Annotated in this window: 23 protein-coding genes; 14 read left to right on the top strand and 9 right to left on the bottom strand. The window is 31.5% G+C overall.

From position 1 onward, the window contains the following. The first annotated feature begins 137 nt into the window (after positions 1-137). From KO361_03970 to KO361_03955, 4 genes are all read left to right on the top strand, one after another. Positions 138-1,349 (top strand): zinc ABC transporter substrate-binding protein, encoded by a 1,212-nt coding sequence (locus KO361_03970; GenBank protein MCC7574722.1) that lies wholly within the window; start codon positions 138-140, stop codon positions 1,347-1,349. After that, on the top strand, positions 1,340-2,062 hold the full coding sequence (locus tag KO361_03965) for an ABC transporter ATP-binding protein (GenBank protein MCC7574721.1): 723 nt from the start codon (positions 1,340-1,342) through the stop codon (positions 2,060-2,062). Before KO361_03970 ends, KO361_03965 begins: the two co-directional genes overlap by 10 nt. 2 nt (positions 2,063-2,064) lie before the next feature. Continuing rightward, a complete protein-coding gene (locus tag KO361_03960) occupies positions 2,065-2,886 on the top strand; it encodes a metal ABC transporter permease (GenBank protein ID MCC7574720.1) in 822 nt (273 codons plus the stop codon). 90 nt (positions 2,887-2,976) lie between these two features. After that, the gene (locus KO361_03955) at positions 2,977-3,240 is read left to right on the top strand and encodes a PRC-barrel domain-containing protein (protein ID MCC7574719.1); all 264 of its coding nucleotides are present in this window, start codon (positions 2,977-2,979) and stop codon (positions 3,238-3,240) included. 111 nt (positions 3,241-3,351) lie between these two features. Here KO361_03955 and KO361_03950 read toward each other — a convergent pair whose 3' ends face one another. Next, positions 3,352-3,816, bottom strand: coding sequence for a rhodanese-like domain-containing protein (locus KO361_03950; protein ID MCC7574718.1), 465 nt, complete (start codon positions 3,814-3,816; stop codon positions 3,352-3,354). A gap of 217 nt (positions 3,817-4,033) precedes the next feature. On the opposite strand from KO361_03950, the gene KO361_03945 reads away from it, so the two are divergent. After that, positions 4,034-4,783, top strand: coding sequence for a hypothetical protein (locus KO361_03945; GenBank protein MCC7574717.1), 750 nt, complete (start codon positions 4,034-4,036; stop codon positions 4,781-4,783). A 13-nt stretch (positions 4,784-4,796) separates the two neighbouring features. On the opposite strand, the gene KO361_03940 is transcribed toward KO361_03945, so the two are convergent. Further along, positions 4,797-6,758: a DEAD/DEAH box helicase gene (locus tag KO361_03940; protein ID MCC7574716.1), complete on the bottom strand. Its 1,962-nt coding sequence runs from the start codon at positions 6,756-6,758 to the stop codon at positions 4,797-4,799. 54 nt (positions 6,759-6,812) lie between these two features. Between KO361_03940 and KO361_03935 the strand changes: the two genes are divergently transcribed. The 3 genes from KO361_03935 to KO361_03925 all read left to right on the top strand — a co-directional run bounded on the left by KO361_03935 (position 6,813) and on the right by KO361_03925 (position 9,681). Next, on the top strand, positions 6,813-7,847 hold the full coding sequence (locus KO361_03935; protein ID MCC7574715.1) for a Xaa-Pro peptidase family protein: 1,035 nt from the start codon (positions 6,813-6,815) through the stop codon (positions 7,845-7,847). Positions 7,848-7,892: 45 nt separating this feature from the next. Then, a complete protein-coding gene (locus KO361_03930) occupies positions 7,893-9,035 on the top strand; it encodes a proteasome-activating nucleotidase (GenBank protein ID MCC7574714.1) in 1,143 nt (380 codons plus the stop codon). Positions 9,036-9,153: 118 nt separating this feature from the next. Next, positions 9,154-9,681, top strand: a complete 528-nt coding sequence (locus KO361_03925; GenBank protein ID MCC7574713.1) for a hypothetical protein — start codon at positions 9,154-9,156, stop codon at positions 9,679-9,681. A gap of 36 nt (positions 9,682-9,717) precedes the next feature. On the opposite strand, the gene KO361_03920 is transcribed toward KO361_03925, so the two are convergent. Then, positions 9,718-9,927, bottom strand: coding sequence for a hypothetical protein (locus KO361_03920; GenBank protein MCC7574712.1), 210 nt, complete (start codon positions 9,925-9,927; stop codon positions 9,718-9,720). A 118-nt stretch (positions 9,928-10,045) separates the two neighbouring features. Between KO361_03920 and KO361_03915 the strand changes: the two genes are divergently transcribed. Next, positions 10,046-10,993 (top strand): hypothetical protein, encoded by a 948-nt coding sequence (locus KO361_03915; protein MCC7574711.1) that lies wholly within the window; start codon positions 10,046-10,048, stop codon positions 10,991-10,993. Here KO361_03915 and KO361_03910 read toward each other — a convergent pair. Together KO361_03910 and KO361_03905 are read right to left on the bottom strand one after the other, a co-directional pair. Next, positions 10,960-11,847: a zonular occludens toxin domain-containing protein gene (locus KO361_03910; GenBank protein ID MCC7574710.1), complete on the bottom strand. Its 888-nt coding sequence runs from the start codon at positions 11,845-11,847 to the stop codon at positions 10,960-10,962. The two genes, KO361_03915 and KO361_03910, sit on opposite strands and share 34 nt — an antisense overlap. Positions 11,848-11,893: 46 nt before the next feature. Further along, positions 11,894-12,592: a TrmJ/YjtD family RNA methyltransferase gene (locus tag KO361_03905; GenBank protein MCC7574709.1), complete on the bottom strand. Its 699-nt coding sequence runs from the start codon at positions 12,590-12,592 to the stop codon at positions 11,894-11,896. A gap of 53 nt (positions 12,593-12,645) precedes the next feature. Between KO361_03905 and KO361_03900 the strand changes: the two genes are divergently transcribed. Continuing rightward, a complete protein-coding gene (locus KO361_03900; protein ID MCC7574708.1) occupies positions 12,646-13,824 on the top strand; it encodes a phosphoglycerate kinase in 1,179 nt (392 codons plus the stop codon). Here KO361_03900 and KO361_03895 read toward each other — a convergent pair whose 3' ends face one another. Both KO361_03895 and KO361_03890 read right to left on the bottom strand, forming a co-directional pair. Continuing rightward, on the bottom strand, positions 13,825-14,268 hold the full coding sequence (locus KO361_03895; GenBank protein MCC7574707.1) for a hypothetical protein: 444 nt from the start codon (positions 14,266-14,268) through the stop codon (positions 13,825-13,827). Next, positions 14,265-15,485, bottom strand: coding sequence for a hypothetical protein (locus KO361_03890; GenBank protein MCC7574706.1), 1,221 nt, complete (start codon positions 15,483-15,485; stop codon positions 14,265-14,267). The genes KO361_03895 and KO361_03890 overlap by 4 nt, the downstream gene beginning before the upstream one ends. Before the next feature lie 271 nt (positions 15,486-15,756). Here KO361_03890 and KO361_03885 point away from each other — a divergent pair, with 271 nt between their 5' ends. Both KO361_03885 and KO361_03880 read left to right on the top strand, forming a co-directional pair. Continuing rightward, on the top strand, positions 15,757-16,107 hold the full coding sequence (locus KO361_03885) for a ribonuclease P (protein MCC7574705.1): 351 nt from the start codon (positions 15,757-15,759) through the stop codon (positions 16,105-16,107). 224 nt (positions 16,108-16,331) lie between these two features. After that, complete coding sequence (locus KO361_03880) at positions 16,332-16,505, top strand: hypothetical protein (GenBank protein MCC7574704.1); 174 nt, start codon at positions 16,332-16,334, stop codon at positions 16,503-16,505. 321 nt (positions 16,506-16,826) lie between these two features. Here the strand turns inward: KO361_03880 and KO361_03875 are convergent, their stop codons facing one another. After that, a complete protein-coding gene (locus tag KO361_03875; GenBank protein ID MCC7574703.1) occupies positions 16,827-18,611 on the bottom strand; it encodes a hypothetical protein in 1,785 nt (594 codons plus the stop codon). Positions 18,612-18,623: 12 nt separating this feature from the next. Further along, positions 18,624-19,208, bottom strand: a complete 585-nt coding sequence (locus tag KO361_03870) for a Kae1-associated serine/threonine protein kinase (protein MCC7574702.1) — start codon at positions 19,206-19,208, stop codon at positions 18,624-18,626. A 200-nt stretch (positions 19,209-19,408) separates the two neighbouring features. Between KO361_03870 and KO361_03865 the strand changes: the two genes are divergently transcribed. After that, positions 19,409-19,621 (top strand): histone family protein, encoded by a 213-nt coding sequence (locus tag KO361_03865; protein MCC7574701.1) that lies wholly within the window; start codon positions 19,409-19,411, stop codon positions 19,619-19,621. 31 nt (positions 19,622-19,652) lie between these two features. Continuing rightward, a complete protein-coding gene (locus tag KO361_03860) occupies positions 19,653-20,204 on the top strand; it encodes a LemA family protein (protein ID MCC7574700.1) in 552 nt (183 codons plus the stop codon). Position 20,205: the final 1 nt, after the last annotated feature.

The following is a 20,205-nucleotide window of genomic DNA, read 5'->3' as shown; positions in this document are numbered from 1 at the left end:
TAATTAAAAATGATTAATGTTCAAAAATTAGAAAATACACACAAAAATTATTGATAATGATAATCAATAACGTATTTAAATTAATGTGCTTTTCCTAAATAAAATATAAACAAAAATTACTCGACGAGGTAAATAAAATGAAAAAAATAATTCTAACAATAACAATAATATCAATACTAATAATAACAGGATGCACACAAACAACACAAAACGAAGACGAACTACTAATACTAACATCAACATTCCCACTATACGAATTCGCAAAAGAAATAGCACCACAAGAAAACGTCCAAATGCTAGTACCACCAGGCGTAGACATACATCACTACGACCTAAAACCAAGCGACTTAGTAAAACTAGAACAAGCAAATCTAATAATATTCATAGGAGAAGAAATGGAACCATGGCTAGAAGCAGTACTAGACCTTGAAGGAAAACACAAAGAAAAAACACTACAAGCAACAAAAAAAGTACAACTAATTAAAGCAGAACACACACATGGACACAGTCATGAACGCGATGAACATGAACATAGTCCTGATGATGAATTAGAACACCTAATTGAAGAAATTGATCATATTGTTCATGAATGGGAAAACGGAGATATAACTTCTGAAGACGCTTTAGAAGAAATAGAAAAGTTAATACACAAATATTTAGATGATGAACACGACGATGAGCACGACCACGATCACAAATTAATTGAGGAAATTGATCATATTGTTCATGAATGGGAAAACGGAGATATAACTTCTGAAGACGCTTTAGAAGAAATAGAAGATTTACTACACAAATATTTAGATGATGACCATCACCACGACTCAGAATACGACCCACACATATGGCTCGACTTCGAAAACAGCATAGAAATCGTGAACGCGATAACAACAAAACTATCAACAATGAACCCAGAACAAACAGAAACATACAGAGCAAACGCGGACGAATACATAAAAAAACTAAGACAACTAGACCAAAATTACCAAACAGGACTAAGAAATTGTGAAATAAACGCGTTCATAACAAACCATGACTCCTTCAGGTATTTGGCGAATAAATATGACTTAAAACAAATACCAATCAGAGGACTTAGCGCAGAACAAGAACCAAGCCCAAAAACAATAACTAACATAATAAAAGAAGCAAGAGAACACGACATAAAACACGTATTCTTCGAAGAACTAGCAAGCCCAAGAGTATCAGAAGCACTAGCAAAAGAAATAGGAGCAGAAACACTAATGTTATCACCAGGAGAAAACATACCAGCAAAGGACTTCGGCCAAAAAACATTTATAGACTTAATGAATCAAAACCTTGAAAACCTAAGAATAGGGCTAAGATGCGAATAAAAGAAAAAAAAATAATCCAAATAAAAAACCTGAACTTCAAATACGGAGACACAAAAGTACTAGAAAACATAAATTTTGAAGTTGAAAAAGGAGACTTCCTAGGACTAGTAGGACCAAACGGCTCAGGAAAAACAACACTACTACGACTAATACTAGGATTAAACAAATCAGAAAAAGGAACAATAAAAATACTAGGAAAAAACATCAAAGAATTCAAAGACTGGCAAAAAATAGGATACGTACCACAAAAAGCAACAAACATAGATCAAACATTCCCCGCAACAGTAAAAGAAATAATAGAAACAGGAACCACAAAAAAAACCACGAACGAAAACATAACAAAAACACTAGAAACAGTGAATATGAGTCCATACATAAAAAGAAAAATAGGAGCACTATCAGGAGGACAACAACAAAGAGTATTCATCGCGAGAGCACTACTAAAAAAACCAGAACTACTAATACTAGATGAACCAACAACGGGCATAGACAAAGAAAGCAGAAAATCATTCTACGAATTACTAAACAAACTAAATAAAAAAGGCATAACAATAATACTAGTATCTCATGATACAGGAACCATCACGAAACACGTAAACAAAGTCGCATGCCTAAACAAAACACTATACTTCCACGGAACACACGAAGAATTCTGCGCACACGAAACAGGAAAAACACCACAAAATTATCACTTACTAAACCACGAACACTAAAAATGATAGAACTACTACAATACGGATTCATGCAAAACGCGCTCATAACAGGAACACTAATAGCAATAACACTCTCAACCCTAGGAGTATTCCTAGTACTAAGAAGATACGCATTACTAGGAGACGGATTAGCACACCTATCATTCGGAGGAGTCGCAGCAGGATTCCTATTCGGACTAAAACCATTACTATCAGCAACAATATTCGCAGTCCTAGGAAGCCTAGGCATACTAAAACTCGTAGAAAAAACCAAGATACACGGAGACGCAGCAATAGGAATACTAAGCCAAACAAGCATGGGAATAGGAATATTCATAATAAGCATCACACAAGGCGTAAACGTAGACATAATGAGTTACCTATTCGGAAGCATACTCGCAATAACAAAAACAGAAACAATCACAGCACTAATACTAACTTTGCTAGCATTAACATTCATAATTCTAAACTACAAAAAATTATTAGCAATGACATTCGACGAAGAATCCGCAAAAATATCAGGAGTAAACACACAACAACTAAACACTATGCTAATGATACTAACAGCAATCACAATCGCGATATCAATGAGAATCACCGGTTTATTACTAGTATCATCACTAATAATAATACCAGCAGTAACAGCCACACAAATAGCAAAAAGCTTCAAACAAACATTAATATTTGCTGGAATAATAAGCACGACATCAGTCATAACAGGAATCATAACATCTTATTACATAGACGCAGCAACATCAGGAACAATAATATTAGTAACATTCTTAATATTTTCAACAATACTAGTATGCAAAAAAATCAAGAAAATCTCGAAAAAAAACACATAAAAGAGATAAACAACACCATAAAAACAAAACCTTTAAATATTAATAACAACTCTAAAGAAGTATTACAATCACGTAAGCGAGGGTGTTATAATGGCTGATGATGAAAAAAAATACTCAAAACAACTAATAGGAAAAACAGTAGTTTCTAAAACAGGAAAAAGATTCGGAGAAGTAGGAGACATAGTATTCGAAACAAGCTCAGGAGAACTAATACACATAGTACTAATAAATCAAACACCATATTCTAAGAAACTAGAACTAGAAAGAAACAAAGAAGGAGATTCACTAATACCATTCTCAGCAGTAATCGCAATCGGAGACTTCATGGTAGTAGCAGAGGAAGACATAATATAATTCTTAAACTTTTTTTCTATTCTTATTTTATTTTTTAATTCTGTTTTTTTCTTATTCTATTTTTATTCTTTTAAATTAAATCTTATCTTAAAATCAAAATCTTAATATTTTTCAGGAAACAATAGGAAAACCACTTCTAGACCAATCAGTGATGCCACCTCTAAGAACATAAACCTTTTCAAACCCAAGATTCTTCATGATTTCAGAAGCAGTATTGGTTCTAGAACCAGTCCTACAATAAATAAGATAAACTTTATCTTTATCCAAAGAATTCAACTCGTTCCTGAAAGAAGAAGAATAAAAATCAATATTAACGGCGCCACTAATGTGTCTTTCATCAAATTCTTGAGGTGTACGAATATCAATCAATACAACGTTATCAGATAATAAATCATTAAAATCAGAAGCAGAAACAACACTAACAACATCTTGATTAACAACGCTAGAACTAACAACAGGGGTTGTAAAATCAGCTTTACAAATAACGCAACCACAAGCCACGCAATAATCAGAGAAAACAATGAATCCTACGAATAACGCAACAATAATGCCTAAACCAACAAATATTCGCTTCATAAACATTAGAAAATAAAGAAATAATAAAAAAGTTACCTTTCAAAACCATAACTTAATTGTTTTTTTTATTATTTAATCAACTAATTAATAAAATTTATAAATCACTAATTTAATAAAAAAAGTCCGGATTTAAACACCAAAAAAAAACATTTGAATCTACTATAAAGTGACAAAAAAATAGAAATGTTTATATATTGTTGTTGAGTGATCAGAAATAATGAGTTTAAATAAAAAATTAACAAAAATAGATTTGTACGCCTTAGCAAAAATAGATTCTCTCAACCCCACACTAGAATACATGATTGTTGGCGGTTTAAATGTTCAAATACACGCATATGAACAATTCAAAAATTACCTAAGAACCACAATTGACGCAGACATACTAGTAAAAAACATATCTTTCAAAGACTTCTTACAAGGATACGGAAAAGAAATAAGCGTTTTTCTAAAAAACAAATTCGACCTACACTATCACGTTCAAAGAAATCACAACGCCAACACAATAACCACAACCACTAACAAAGTAGAAAGTTCTAAAGACGTTTTTTTACTAAGCTTCACCAGATATCAAGACGAATTATATAAAAAAATAAAAGAAGACATAGAACACGAACTAAAAAACAACTTTTACAATATACCTCTAAAAAAACTAGACATAACACCAGAAACAATAATGACCAAAGCTAAAATAGAAGATACTAACAATTTATATTTAAAAGTAAGAAAACCAGAACTAGAACTAAAAAGAAAATTAAAAAGAATAGAAAAAAAAGCAGAATTCAAACAAGAACTAAGACCTGATTACGAAGATTTAAGAAAAAAAATATTAAATAACAGCTACTTAAATCTTGAAAACATATCATCCTTTCACGAACAAGTATTAATAGACTCAGTAATAAAACCTGAAAGACACGACATAGAAAAAGACCTCTACGACTACTTCTTACTCAAAAAAATAATTTCTTAAAAAAAAACAAAAACTAAAAAGCAACACTAATAACATCACGATCAATCTTCTTCTTCAACGCAATAACTTTCTCACGAAGCTCATCATCAAGAGTCGCGTGCTGAATCTGTTGCAACAAATCAATAATCTGCCTAAAAAACCTAACAATGTCGCCCTCAAGAATATTCGTGAATTGCATAACATCAACAAACTCAAAACCATCAAGCCAACTCATCAAGAACTGCTCCAACTTCTGCACAGGCTTCTTCTTCAAATAAATCATAACATCCTTATCATCACGAAACAAATCAAAAACATTATTCGTAACTTTATTATAACGAGACTTAAAACGAGTATTCTTACGCTCCTCAAAAGAAATCGCGCCAATAAGCAACAAAATATCACGTTCACCCAACTCCTTAGTTTTACCAGAACAAAAAATGTTAGTAACAACCAAATCATCATTATAAATACGACTAGCAAACAAACCCTTCTCACTCAACTCAAAAGAACCATCTTGCTTGTAAATAAAACCCTTACTAAGCAACCTACCTTTCTTCTTTTCAAAACTCGCAACAATCCTAGAAGCGCCCTTAGTACCAAGTTGCTGATAAGCATAAAAACTCTTTTTCAACAACAACTCCTGCTCCTCAGGAGTATGACTCCTAAGCAAATTAAGAACAGTATTAAAACTAACCTTGAACTGAGACTTTAAAGGTTCTTTATCATCACTTGTAATAATCTTAATCTTAGGAATATCAGCCATCCTACGCTCAATAACACTAACAGCCAAACCCTCCTTATCAATACCACGACGACCAGCCCTACCAGCCAACTGAAAATATTCCTTACTATTCAAATACCTAAAATTAATACCATCAAACTTCTCCAAAGAATCAAAACAAACAGTCCTAGCAGGCATATTAATACCAACGGCGAAAGTCTCCGTAGCAAACAAAACCTTAACCAAACCACGACCAAACAAATCCTCAACTAACTCCTTCAAAACACTAAGAAGACCAGCATGATGAAAACCAACACCCTTACTAAGACACTCACGAAGAAGCTTAGTCGTCTTCAAATCACGAATACTAGGATCAGCACCACTAATCTTTTCCCTAATAATCCTACCAGCTTCCGCGCTTTCCTGAGCATTAAGATAATTCTTAAAACGCTTCAAAGAATCACTTTTTTGTTCAGTAAGCAAACGAGAAAAACAAAAATAAATACAAGGTAACTTATTCTTAGATTCAAGATCACGAACCAAATCAACATGAGACTTCTTCTTAACATTCATACGCTCCTCTCTCGCACGCTTTTTATGCTTTAAAGAACTATAATACTTAGGATATTTATCAAGTTGCTTCCACTCCTCAATCTGATCAAGCTTAGCAAAACCATGCTCAGAATCAAAAAACTCATGCTTCAAAGGAACCGCGCGCTTCTTCTCAGTAACAACATCCACCTCGTGATTCTTAACATGACTAATCCAATTCGCGAACTGACGAGCATTAGGAATAGTCGCACTTAAACAAAGAAAACGAGTATGAGACTTACTAAAAATAATACTCTCCTCCCAAACCGTACCACGCTCAACATCACCAAGAAAATGAATCTCATCAAACACAACATAAGCAACATCATCAATAAAAGGATCATTACTAAGAAGCATATTCCTATAAATCTCAGTAGTCATAATCAACAAAGGAGCACCATGATTAATAGTAACATCTCCAGTAAGAATACCAACAGATTCATCACCATAATCCTTCCTAAAATCATTAAACTTCTGATTAGACAAAGCCTTAATAGGCGCAGTATAAACAATCTTCTTACCTTGCTTCAAATACTTATCAATCACGTAATCAGCAATCAAAGTCTTACCAGTACCAGTAGCAGCACTCACAACAACGGAATGATTATTCTCAATGCTATGAATCGCCTCGATCTGAAAACGATCAAGCACAAAATCCTTAAACTTAAGCTCTTCAACCATAAAACCAAGAGAGAACCTAAAGTTTAAAAACCCTTGTATTAACACAATAATAATATGAAATATCAAAACAAACTAAAAACAATAAAGAAAATATTAACAAAACACAAAGCTAACCAAATAATTCTAAAATCAACTGATCCAAATTTCAAATGGCTTCTTGAAAAAGAAATAACAAAAGCAACACTAATAATAACAAGAAAAGAAAACATTTTACTAACAAAACCATTAGAATCAATAAATAAAGAATTCCTAAAAAAAGACCTAAAAATATTAACAATAAAAAATAATAAAGAACTAAAAAAAATAAACATAAAAGGACTAACACTAACAAATCATGAACAAATCACACTAAAAGACAAAGAAGAACTAAACCTAAGGAGAACAAAAGACATAAACACAGAATTACAAGAACTAAGAAGTCAAAAAAACGAAGAAGAAATAAAAAAAATAAAAACAGCGTGTAACCACGCAGTTAAATGCTGGAAACAAATAATAAAAAAACTAGAAAAAAAAGAACTAAACACAGAAAAACAAATAGAACAACACATAAAAATATACGCATTAAGAAATAATCTAGGATTAGCATTCAATCCAGTAGTTGCCTCAGGAAAAAACGCGGGGATACCTCACCACGAACCACAAAAAAAATTAAACAAAGGATTCTTAGTAATAGACTTAGGATTTGACTACGAAGGATACAAATCAGACATGACAAGAACAATTTACTTAGGAAAACCAACAAACCAAGAAAAACAAATCTATGAAGAATTATTAAACGTGCAAGAAACAATGATAAAAAAGACAAGAACAGGAATAAAAGCAAAAAAACTCTATGAAGAAACACTAAGAATAATGAAGAAACCAGAACTATTCATACACGGATTAGGACACGGAGTAGGACTAGAAATACACGAAAAACCAAGCATAAAACCTGATTCAGAAGACATAATAAGAAAAAGTCAAGTACTAACAATAGAACCAGGATATTACGAAAATTATGGAATAAGAATAGAAGACACAATCATAATAAAAGAAAAACCAATAATTTTAACGAAAAAAGCCCCAAAAACACTAAAAATAATACAATAAAATAACCCTAATATTTAAATAACAAAACCACTTTCTTTAAAAAACATGAGAGCAGAATCAAAAAAACAAGATAAAGAAGAAACAAAATACTCTGAGAACCTAATGGATTTAGAAAACGAAAACAAAATCTTAAGAGAAACAGTATTTCAACTAAAACTAGAAGTAGACAGATACAGATCACCTGCACTAATGCTAGCAGAAGTAGCAGACATATTTGATAACACCGCAATCATAAAAGTACCAAACGGAAACAAATTCTTAGTAAACATATCAAGCACAATCAAAGACTTAAAACCAGGCGATAACGTAGCCGTAGAACAAAAAAACCTAACAATAGTAGACAAAATACTACAAGAAAAAAAAGTAGAAATAGAACAATTCGTAATAATAGATCATCCTAACACTTCCTGGAAAGACATAGGAGGACTATCCATACAAGAAAACGAACTAAAAGAAGTCATTGAATTACCATTAACAAAACCAGAATTATTCAAAAAAATAGGAATCACGCCCCCGAAAGGAGTATTACTATACGGACCACCAGGAACAGGAAAAACACTACTAGCAAAAGCAGTAGCATCATCAACTAACAGCACATTCATAGAAATAGTAGGATCAGAACTAGTCCAAAAATTCATAGGAGAAGGAGCAAAACTAGTAAAAGACATATTCAAACTAGCAAGAGAAAGAGCACCAAGCATAATATTCATAGACGAAATAGATGCAATAGCGGCAAAAAGAATAGAAATAGGAACCTCGGGAGAAAGAGAAGTACAAAGAACATTCATGCAGTTCTTAGCAGAAATAGACGGATTCAAAGCACTAGACAACGTCAAAGTAATAGGATGCACAAACAGAAAAGATATCTTAGACCCAGCCATACTAAGACCTGGAAGACTAGACAGACTAGTAGAAGTACCAATACCTGGAATAGAAGGACAAACAGAAATATTCAAAATACACACAAAGAAAATGAGCTTAGAAAAATCAATAAACTCAGAATCATTACTAAAAAAAATGCATGACTTCTCAGGAGCAGACATAAAATCAGTATGCACAGAAGCAGGATACTTCGCAATAAGAAAAAACAAAACAAAAGTATCAGAAAAAGACTTCATAAAAGCAATAAACAAAATCAGAGGAGAAGACAGACAAAAAGACACAACGTACCAAACCATGTTCGGATAAAAATAATAATAATTGCTCAGCAGTTACTTCCGTTCATCACGTATCAGCGGGTGTTCACGTCATCATCGCAATACTAGAAAAGAATAACTTAATATAAAACTTTTTCTTTCTCAAACAAATGAATGCCAAAAAATGCATTAAGTGCAAAAAAGAATCAACCTGGACTGATCACACGAATCAAACATTCTGCGAAAACCACTTCTTAGAACTAATAGAAAAAAGAATACGAAAAAACCTAAGAATAAACAAAACAATAAACATAAAAAACAAAGAACAAGAATACTACTTAAAAGAAAACAAAGAAAACACGCACCTAATAACTAAATATTTTCTAAAAAAAATATTCCAAGACAAACTAAAAATAACAAATAAAGAAAAAAAAGAAATAATAAGCTCTAAAACCTTGAATGACGAAGCAGAAGAATTACTAAACTTCTTCATGAACAAAAAAGAAATAACAAAACAAGAAATAAAACCCTTAAACGTAATAACAGATGAAGAACTCAAAAAAATAGCGGAAATACTAAACATAAAAATAACAATAAAACCAAAAAAACACGAAGAACTAACAAAAAAAGACCCTCAAATACTATTCTCAACACTAAAATCAAAAGAATTCATAGAACAAAGATTGAGAAAAAAATAAAAAAAAATAAAAAAAACAATTAACTAAAAAAAACATTTATTTTTTAGCTTTCTTTTTTGGAGCTGCCTTCTTAGCGACTTTCTTTTTTACTGCTTTTTTCTTAGGAGCCGCTTTCTTTTTTGGAGCTGCCTTCTTTGCAACTTTTTTTGCCTTTTTTACAACTTTTTTTACAACTTTTTTTACTGCTTTTTTTGGAGCTGCTTTTTTCTTAGTTGCTTTTTTGGTTGCTTTCTTTTTTGCTGCCATAAATATTACCTCACAAATTTTATTAATTGTTTTATTGAATTGATTATTTAAATACTTTTTGTTTTTTTCCGGATTTTTCTAAGAAGAATATTTTAATAAAAAAAAATTAATAAACAAAGTGGACACGAACAAAAAACTAAAAATAATACTACTACTTATTGTATTAACAATAATATACATAGACTTATTTGAAATACAAAAACAAAACATAATAGTCGAAGAACAAGGAGAAATAAAAACATATTTTTGTAAAGAAACAAATTGCGAACATCAACTCATAAAAATAACAAACAACTCCAAAACACTAAAATGCGCGTTCTATGATATATCAAACAAAGAAATAATAAACAAACTAAAAAAAGAAAACGCGGAAATAATAACGCATAACGATGAAGAATTCGAAAAAATAAACACAAAAGGACTAATGCATCACAAATTTTGCGTAATAAACCAAACAACAATAATAACAGGAAGCTATAATCCAACAGAAAATAATCAACACCATGAAAACCTAATAATAATAGAATCAAAAACACTCGCAAAGAATTACGAAGAAGAATTTGAACAACTAAAAAAAATAAACGAAGAACAACAACCAAAGAAAAAAACACAAACAACAAAGATAAAATACAACAATTACACATTAGAAAATTATTTCTGCCCACAAGACGCATGCAAAGAACAAATAATAAATAAAATAAAACAAGCAAACCAAACAATACAATTCATGTTATTCACATTTACAGATAAAGAAATAACTCAAGAAATAATAAAAAAACACGAACAAGGATTACAAGTACAAGGAATAATAGAAAATTTTCAAAACAAACAATACTGGACAACACCTATGCTACAAGAAAATAATATAACAATAAAAATACACTCATCAAACATTTTTCAACACAACAAAATAATCATAATAGACAACTTAATAATAACAGGAAGCTACAACCCAACAAACGTAGCAAACACAATAAACGACGAAAACATACTAATTATTACACAACCAAACATAGTACAGGAATACAAAAACTATTTCTTAACACTCTTCGAATCCTTAGATTGAGTATGCTCAAAACTCTTACTAGTTTTAACACTCCAAAAACTAGGAAGACCAACATTAACAAAACCAACAAAAGAATCAGAATAAATCAAAGCCGCACCCTTCAAAGACTTATGCTTATCAAAATAAGAATCATACTCTTCATAAAGCTTCGCAATAATCTTACGCTCAAAACTCTTCTGCAACAAAGAATGCTTCTTCAAAATAAGAACATCAGCCTGACGCAACGTATTAATTTCAAGATTAGAAGAATTCTGAGAAATAAAAATAATACTAATATTCTTATGACGCGCAATCATTAAAAGATCAGACAACAACTTATTAGCATCAGACATAGAATCACGAGAAGAAAACAAAATACCGCCCTCATCAACCAAAACAAGAGAATCATTCTTAATAAAAGAAACATCATCAACCAAAAAAATCCAATTAGGCAAAGCTTCCCTAGAAAAACCCATAGCAAAATAATGCTTCTTAGAACCACGCAAAGCATCCATCAAAGAAAGAGAAACAGCAGTCTTACCAGAACCACGAGCACCAATAACCAAAGCAATAAAAGAATCATTCTTCCTCAAATAATTAAAAAAACCCTTAAAACTACCCTTTAAAGAATCCAAAACACTAAAAGAAACATCATCAGGCTTAGAACTACGAATAGCACCCTTAACAAAAACAACGCCCTTAATACTAGGCAAAGGCTCAGTCTTACAACACAAAGACCTAACAAACAAATAAAAATACTTACCAATAAAATAAGGAATCCTAAAAATAAACCAAGAAACCTTACCAATAAAAATAAGAACTCTAAACCAAACACTAATCTTAGAATCATCATTAACTTTCTTAGACTTACTCATAAAAACAACAAAAAACAAAGAAATATAAAAAACTTCCCAAAAAAAACTATTTCTTCTTCAAAGAAAAAAGAACATTCCTAAAAAAACCAATAACAGCAAACAATTCTCGCTTAGTCAAAAAACTCTTACCAATAACTCTGCGCCAAACAACTCTTTGAGTATCACGATCACTCTCCGACCTAAAACTCATACCATCAATTATTTCATTCAAAACAACCAAAGCTTCCTCGCGCTCACGCACAGACGCAACACTGTGAGTACCACGCAAAGCATCATTCTTAAAAAACTCATAAAAAACAATAGAAGCAGCATGACTAAGATTAAGAACAGGATAATCAGAACTAGACGGAATATGTAAAGCAAAATCACACAACAACAAATCATTATTGCTCAAACCAGAATCCTCAGAACCAAAAACCAAACCAATCTTACCACTCAAGTGCTTACACTCAGAAACAACCTCTTCAAGCAACAAAGGACTCCTAGGCAAATTAAAATCAGAACCAACAACACCAGTAGTACCAACAAGAACACCAAAATCAGATTTTAAACTATCTAAAGAATCAACAAATCTAATATTATCAAGAACATGATTAGCATGCTTCGCCCTACAACGAGACTCATCCTCAACACTAAAAGAACCAACAATAATCAAATTAGACAAACCAAAATTAACCATAGCTCGAGCAACAGCACCAACATTACCTTGATACAAAGGCCTAACCAAAATAACTGACAAATCCATAATAAAAGAATCCAACAGTTATATTTATATATTATCCAAAACTAATAAGAAAAATGCAAAAACCACTAACAATCAAAGACTTCAAAATAAAAGGAAAAAAAATACTTCTAAGAACAGACTACAACGTACCAATAAACCAAAAAGGAGACATAACAGATGACTTCAGAATAAAAGCAAGCCTACCAACAATAAAACTACTAATAAAAGAAGGAGCAACACAAATAATAATAGCAACTCATCTAGGAAGACCAAAAAACAAAGAAGAAATATACACAACAAACAAAATAGCAAAAAGAATATACAAATTAACAGGAAGAAAAACAACTAAAGTAGATGATTCAGTTGACTTCGACGAATTCCCAACACCGAGAGAAGCAAAAATAGTACTACTAGAAAATCTAAGATTCAGAGAAGAAGAAAAATTAAACGATAAAGAATACGCAAAAAAACTAGCAAAACTAGCAGACATATACATAAATGACGCATTCGGAGTAAGCCACAGAGAACACGCATCAGTCCACGCAATCACAAAATACATACCAGGAGGAATAGGATTACTAGTAGAAAAAGAACTAAACATATTCAAAGAATTAGAAAAACCAGAAAAACCATTCACAGCAATAATAGGAGGATCAAAACTAGAAACAAAACTCCCACTAATAATGAACCTAATACACAAAGTAGACCACTTATTACTAGGAGGAGCAATGATATTCACCTTCTACAAAGCAAAAGGATACAGCATCGGAAAAAGCATGTACGACAAAAAATACGTAATGAACGCTAAACTACTAGGAAACAACGAAAAAATAACACTCCCAAAAGACGTAGTAGTAGCAGATGATAAAGATAACCCAAGCACAATAATAACGATGCAACCAAAAAACATACCATCCTACTTAACAGGACTAGACCTAGGAAAAGAAACAATAGAAGAATTCAAAAAAATACTAGGAAACAGCAAAACAATGATATGGAACGGCCCCTTAGGTTATTACGAAAACCCCGAATTCCTAAAAGCAACAAAAAAAATACTACAATACTTAGCGAACAGAAAAGACATAAAAACAATAATAGGAGGAGGAGACACCGCGAGCATAGCAGAACAACTAAAAATACAAAACGAATTTTATCACGTATCAACAGGCGGAGGAGCGAGCCTAACACTAATGGAAGGCAAACAATTAACAGCTATACAAGCACTCATAAAAAGCCCTAAAAACAAAAAATAACTAATTCTCCCGCCTAAGAAAATCCCCTCGATCAAACAAATTCTTAACCATGACTTTACCATTTATCTTAGTCTTAAAACCAAGACCAAGATTCTCATCCTTAGAATTCTGAACCAAGAAAACATCACCACTAGACTGATTCTTAACAACGTTATCAAGAAACACATCTCTACCACAAAGAAACAACCACTCAGCCTGATCATTAATAAAAACTTTATTCCTAGAATCCTTAGATAAAAGCTCTAATAAAAACAAACTAGGCTCAAAAAACTTATTATCCTTACCTAAAGGAGAACCAATCATGAAAGAACTAAGATTATTATCAGAAAAAGAATCAGAAAAAGAATTAACCAAAAAATAATTCTTACCTACTTTAACGTACTTATAACTAAAATCATTCACAAAAAAAGAAACAAACTCATCCAAATCTTTAGCACGAATCATTCTAAAACAGTACCTTCTCTGATACTCTTAATCAAATCCCTCATCTTTTGCTTAACCAACCTAGGATTAAGACGCTCCAAAACATCCTCTAATTCTTGTTCTTCACGCTCAACATCAACAATGTTCTGATTAATAATATCTAAACGACCCTTAAGCTCCTTAAGATTAAGACCAAAAGAATGATTCTTAATAACATTATTCAAATCATTCAAATCATCACCCAACTTAACAAGCTCAGACCTAAACTTATCCAATTTCTTCTCACTAATACTATCAACTTCAGAATCTAACTTCTTAAGCTTAGTGCTTTTAATATCTAAAGAATCCTTAATTTTAACAACATCTTCTAAAACTTTAAGAATACCTAACTTAGAATCAGATAATAACGCATTAACAGCATTATCAGAATAACTCGCAGCCAATTTATTTTTTTTCTTTTTACTATACTTCTTCAAAACAGAACTAATACCAGAAAACAAATTAATAACGGAATATTCGACTTTTTTCAAATTTTCCTCAACAACACCTTTCTTTTCATTCAACTCAGAATAATCAACAAAATGAGGAGACTTCTCCAAATCACGAATCTTAGATTCAACTTTTTTTCGCCTCTCAACTTCTAAACTCTTTCTTTCTAAAACAGCCTCAATTAATTTCTTAGTTTCATCAATCTTAGAAACATTATCATAATACAAACTTAAAAGATCTTTAAGTTCACGAAACTTACTAATAGGTGTTTTATCAACAGAAGACCTAGCAGAACTAACAACATCATCAATCTCTTTTATTTTACTAGCAACTTTTCTAACATCATCCTCGATGAATTCCTTAATAATAAAATAATTCTTATTAGTTTCCTGAGCTAAATCTTCAAGCTTCAAAGAAACATCTTCTAAGAAAGACTCAATCTCAGAAACATCATCAGGACAAATTAATTGATCAAGAAACAAACTAATTTTTTGAACATAAGACTTTTTATTTCCATGAAATATGCTTTTAGCCCTCTCAGGAATAACGCTACTATCAACAAGTTCTGCTTTATCTAAATCCTCTAAAAGTTCATAAATTTTAGCTTTCTTAGAATTAAGCTCTCGCTTCAAAATACCAATTTTTAAACCAAGATTCTCTGCTTCAAAAGTCTTTTTAATCCAAGAATCAATATCTTGAACGTGAATAACTTCTATTTTCTTCTTTTTTTTAAATAAACCAAAAACCATGATTAACCCTTCAACAAATAACTTCTCAATGAAGCTTCTAATGATGTTAAATCTTTGTTACTTTTAATCTTTTTGGACATAATACTGTTTTTTCTATATTAAACCTTCTAAAAAAAATAAAAATACAATAAAAATAGGTTGTACAATTTTTTTTGGTTGTATGATGTTTAAAATATAATACTTATTGGTTTTATAGCTTTTTTTGGTTGTATTAATTTTTAAAAAATTAAATCGTCATTTTTAAATAATTTAAAAATTCTAAAAGAAGTAAATGTCAGAAAAAAACCAAAAAAGTACTAAAAGTACTAAAATTCTTAGAAGTAACAGATCTAAAAAGAAATCTTTTCAAATACAAGCAGAAAAAAGAATAAGAGAATTATTTGACCAAGCAAATAAATTTTTAAGTGTAAAACAAGAATATGCTGATAATTGTGTTAAATTGGCAAGAAAAATAGCTTTAAAATACAAAGTTTCTTTTTCAAAAGAACAAAAACAACAATATTGTAAAAATTGTGGAACTTATTTAACGCCTGCTAAAACGTCAAGAATAAGGGTTTCAGATGGAAAAATAAAGATTCTTTGTTTAAATTGTAAACACATTTCCAGATATAAATATAAATGACGACAAAATTGTTTTTTCTCGTCTAAAAAAACATGTTTAATATTTTCAACAAAATTTATAAATTCTTAATGTTATATTATTTGTCCAAGGGTTGCTTAAAGGGGGTTATTGAGTACTTATAAAAAACACTACATTTTTTACTGCAAAGTAGTAAAAAAACCAAAACATTTATATATGTGTGAATAAACATCAATAATAACAAAAAAACAAAAGGAGGTAAAAAAATGGAAAACATAGAAATAGACAACTTAGAAGATGAACGCCAACTAGAAAAAATAAGAGGCGAAACCATAAGAAAACCAAAAATGAACATCCTAAACCAAAAAAAACTAAGTAAATGGGAAATGGATGAACTTTTTTTAGACGAAGCAGAAGAACAGTACGAAGAAGAATTCTAAAAAAAAACTTCGTACTCCTTCACCCACAAATTCTAATTCAACAATTAAAGAAAATAAGAAACACGATATTTATTTAACACGGCACATTATAAAACCACAAATGCAAGAATGTGTATCTATTAAATAATAGTTACAGAACAGAAAAATTTAAATAGTTTTATAACTCTTCTAAAGTAGAAACAAATAAAAAAGAGCGTTCAAAAAAACATAATAATCTAAATCAGAAAAAAAATAACAAATAAAACTCACCTCTTTTTCCCGGGGAGACCGTCGTACGCAAGTTCTTTGGTCTTCCTGGGTTTAAAATCACCCAAAAAAAAACTACTTCTTAGAACCCTTAAATTTCCTACGCTTCACAACGTGTTTCTTAATAACTTTAGAACTACGAAACCTAAAAAACAAAATCAAACCCAACAAAAAACTAAAAAAAACAAAAAAACCAACCAAAACACCCAACAAAAAAACCTCATAAGAACCAATAATCAAACGCCAAGGAACCCTACGCTCAGAAGGAAAATACATCCCAAGATTACTAAACTCAGAAGCATACTCAGCAAAAATCATACTCAACTGAGGCCTAGAATCCCTAAGAGTAGAAGCATAATTATAATAACTATAACCAAGAATGGGAAAATCATCCCCTTGCTTATTAATCTGCATCCTAGCAAAAGCCAACTGATCATCAATAAGCTCACCAACCCTATCTCTACTCAAATACATAGACAAAATAATAGCATTAGCATCAGCCTTAACCTTAGAAGCCCTAAAAATACAAAAAGCAAAATCGCCACTATCAAAAAAAAACCTAGCCTCATCCAACTCAGACCTATCAAAAACAGACCCAATCAAAAAATCAATATAACTCAAACGCTCATCAGCCTCAGAAATCTTAGCAATACAAGCATCAGACAAATAATTATCATCCAAAACAACATCCTTACCAACAAAATCAAAAAAAGAAGACCACGCAATAGCACTATAACGACGCTCAACAATATAACCAAGATTCTCAACAAAAGAATCCTCCTCAAGCAAAGACTTAGCCTCCAACAAACGCTCCTTAACAATAATATAAGTTTCCAAATCAGACAAAGTCCTCAACTTACGAGCATTCAACTCATCAAGAGAATTATCAATACTAACAACCAAATCATCAGCAAAACCAACCAAAATATCAAAATCATAAGACTCAAACTCTAAAGACCTCAAAATAGAATTAGCAGAAAAACAAAAACTCGCAGCACTATAAAAATCAAAAGACTCACTAGCATTAACACCCAAAGAAACATAATCCAAAGCATCCTCAAACTCAGATTCATGACTTAACTTAACATCATCAGAAACCAAATCAATAATATCAAAACTACGATTACACAACTGAGAAGCAACCCTCTCCATAATGAACTGATACTGATCAGAAACAACCACGTCATAAGAAAAATCAGGATAAACTACACCCGTAAACTCAAACAAAGCCTCTTCCAAAGTAGAAACAGGAACAATATCAATACCAGAAACAACAAGAGAATCAGCATAAAAAACAGTAACATTATCAGAACCACTAATAGAATCATTCAAACCACTAAGCGTCTTATTAACCAAAACACTATTCCTAGGAACCAAAATCTTACTAAAACCAGCATCCCTAGCAGCAACAGCCTTACCCTCCAACCCAGAAACAGGACCAATAATACCTCCAGAATTAATAGTGCCAGTAATAACAACACCATCATCAAGAACATCATTATTCAAAACACCAATAGTAAGAACAGCAATCGCAGCACCAGCACTAGGACCGCCAACAGAAGAAGAACCAATATTAATAGTATAAAAAAAATCCAACCTAGAACAATCAACCTCTAAAAAATTACAAGCAACATCCCTGGCAAAACGAATAGAAACCTGAGTATCCTCCCTAGTAAAAGGAAAAGAATCAATAAAAATCCTACCTGAACCAGATTTCACAACCAAAAAAAGATCAGCAGTACCACCAACAACAGAACCAGAAGAAGACTCGCCAATAGTAACCAAAGTAATCTCGCCCTCAGCACCAAAAACAAAAGAAGACAACAAAACAAAAAACAACAAAACAAACATAACCCTCATAAATTAACACCCTTAATACTTTAATTTATTCCTACCACGAGATTCAACAACATTCAATCTCTTAAGCACAAAATCCCTATTACTAGGACTATAACCCTCAAGAAAAGCACTCCAAATTTCATCTTCTCTAGAAAAATGCTTACTCTCCACAGCCTCACGAAACAAATGCAAATCAACAGCTTTATCCTCAACTTTATCAGAAATAAAACTTAAACCAAAATCAATAATCTTCAAACCTTGAGGAGAAAGAATCATATTACTAGTAGTCAAATCGCCATGAACAACATTCAAATCATGCAACAAACCAACTTTTAAACCAATCTCCTTAGCCAAAGAAACATTACTATCTAAAATATTCTTAACCAAATCACCCTGAATAAAATTCATCCTAATCTCCTGAATATCATCACCACCAAGAAAACCAGGACCAATATCACCAACCTTCTGTAAAATCTTAGACTCAGAACGAGTCCTACTCTTACGAATACTATCATCCAACTCCCTAAGCCTATAACTCTTAAAAGACCTAACTTTTCTCAAAACATCGTTATCCAACAACAAATCAGCCTCCGCACCCTTACCAATTAATTTAACCATACACAAAAAGAAAAAACAACTATTTAATAACTCTTTTGAAAAAAATAAAAAAATAAAAAATAACAAAAAAGACACAAAAAAATAAAAAAACCCTATTAAAACCCTTTTTTCTCCAAAACATTTATAATAAAAGCTTAACTACCAATAAAAGTAACAATAACTAAATAAAAACATGAAACGCGTAAAAGGAGGGGTAAAAAATGGCAAATAAAAAAGGAATACCATTAGCAGCAATGGAAAGACTTCTAAAAGATGCAGGAGCAACAAGGGTATCAGAATCAGCGAAACAAGCCCTCAAAGATTCACTAGAAGAATACGCTCTAAGAATAGGAGAAAGCGCATCAAAATACGCAATACACGCAGGAAGAAAAACAGTTAAAGCAGAAGACATAAAACTCGCAACAAAACTCTAAAAAAAATAAAAAATAAAGGAGGAAAAATAAAATGGCAACAGCATGGATAATACTAGGAATAGCAGTACTAATAATACTAATGATTTGGAGCATCTACAACTCACTAATAAGACTAAAAAACCAAGTCAAAAACGCGTGGGCACAAATAGACGTTCAACTAAAAAGAAGAAACGACTTAATCCCTAACTTAATAGAAACAGTAAAAGGATACGCAAAACACGAAAAAACAGTCTTCGAAAACGTAACAAAAGCAAGAACATCAGTAATGAAAGCAACAGGCCCAGAAAAAAAAGCAGAAGCATCAAACCAACTAAGCAACACGTTAAAATCATTATTCGCAGTAGCAGAAAACTACCCACAACTAAAAGCAAACGAAAACTTCTTACAACTACAAGAAGAACTAACAGGAACAGAAAACAAAATAGCATACTCAAGACAACACTTCAACGACATGGTAATGAGATTCAACACAAAAATAGAATTATTTCCAAACAACGTTTTCGCCAACATGCTAAACTTTAAACAAGAACAAATGTTTAAAGCAACAGAACAAGAAAAGAAAAACGTAAAAGTAAAATTCTAAA

The organism is Candidatus Woesearchaeota archaeon (genome assembly GCA_020854775.1).
Taxonomy (GTDB): domain Archaea; phylum Nanobdellota; class Nanobdellia; order Woesearchaeales; family 21-14-0-10-32-9; genus 21-14-0-10-32-9.
This window is presented reverse-complemented; position numbering and strand designations above follow the sequence as displayed.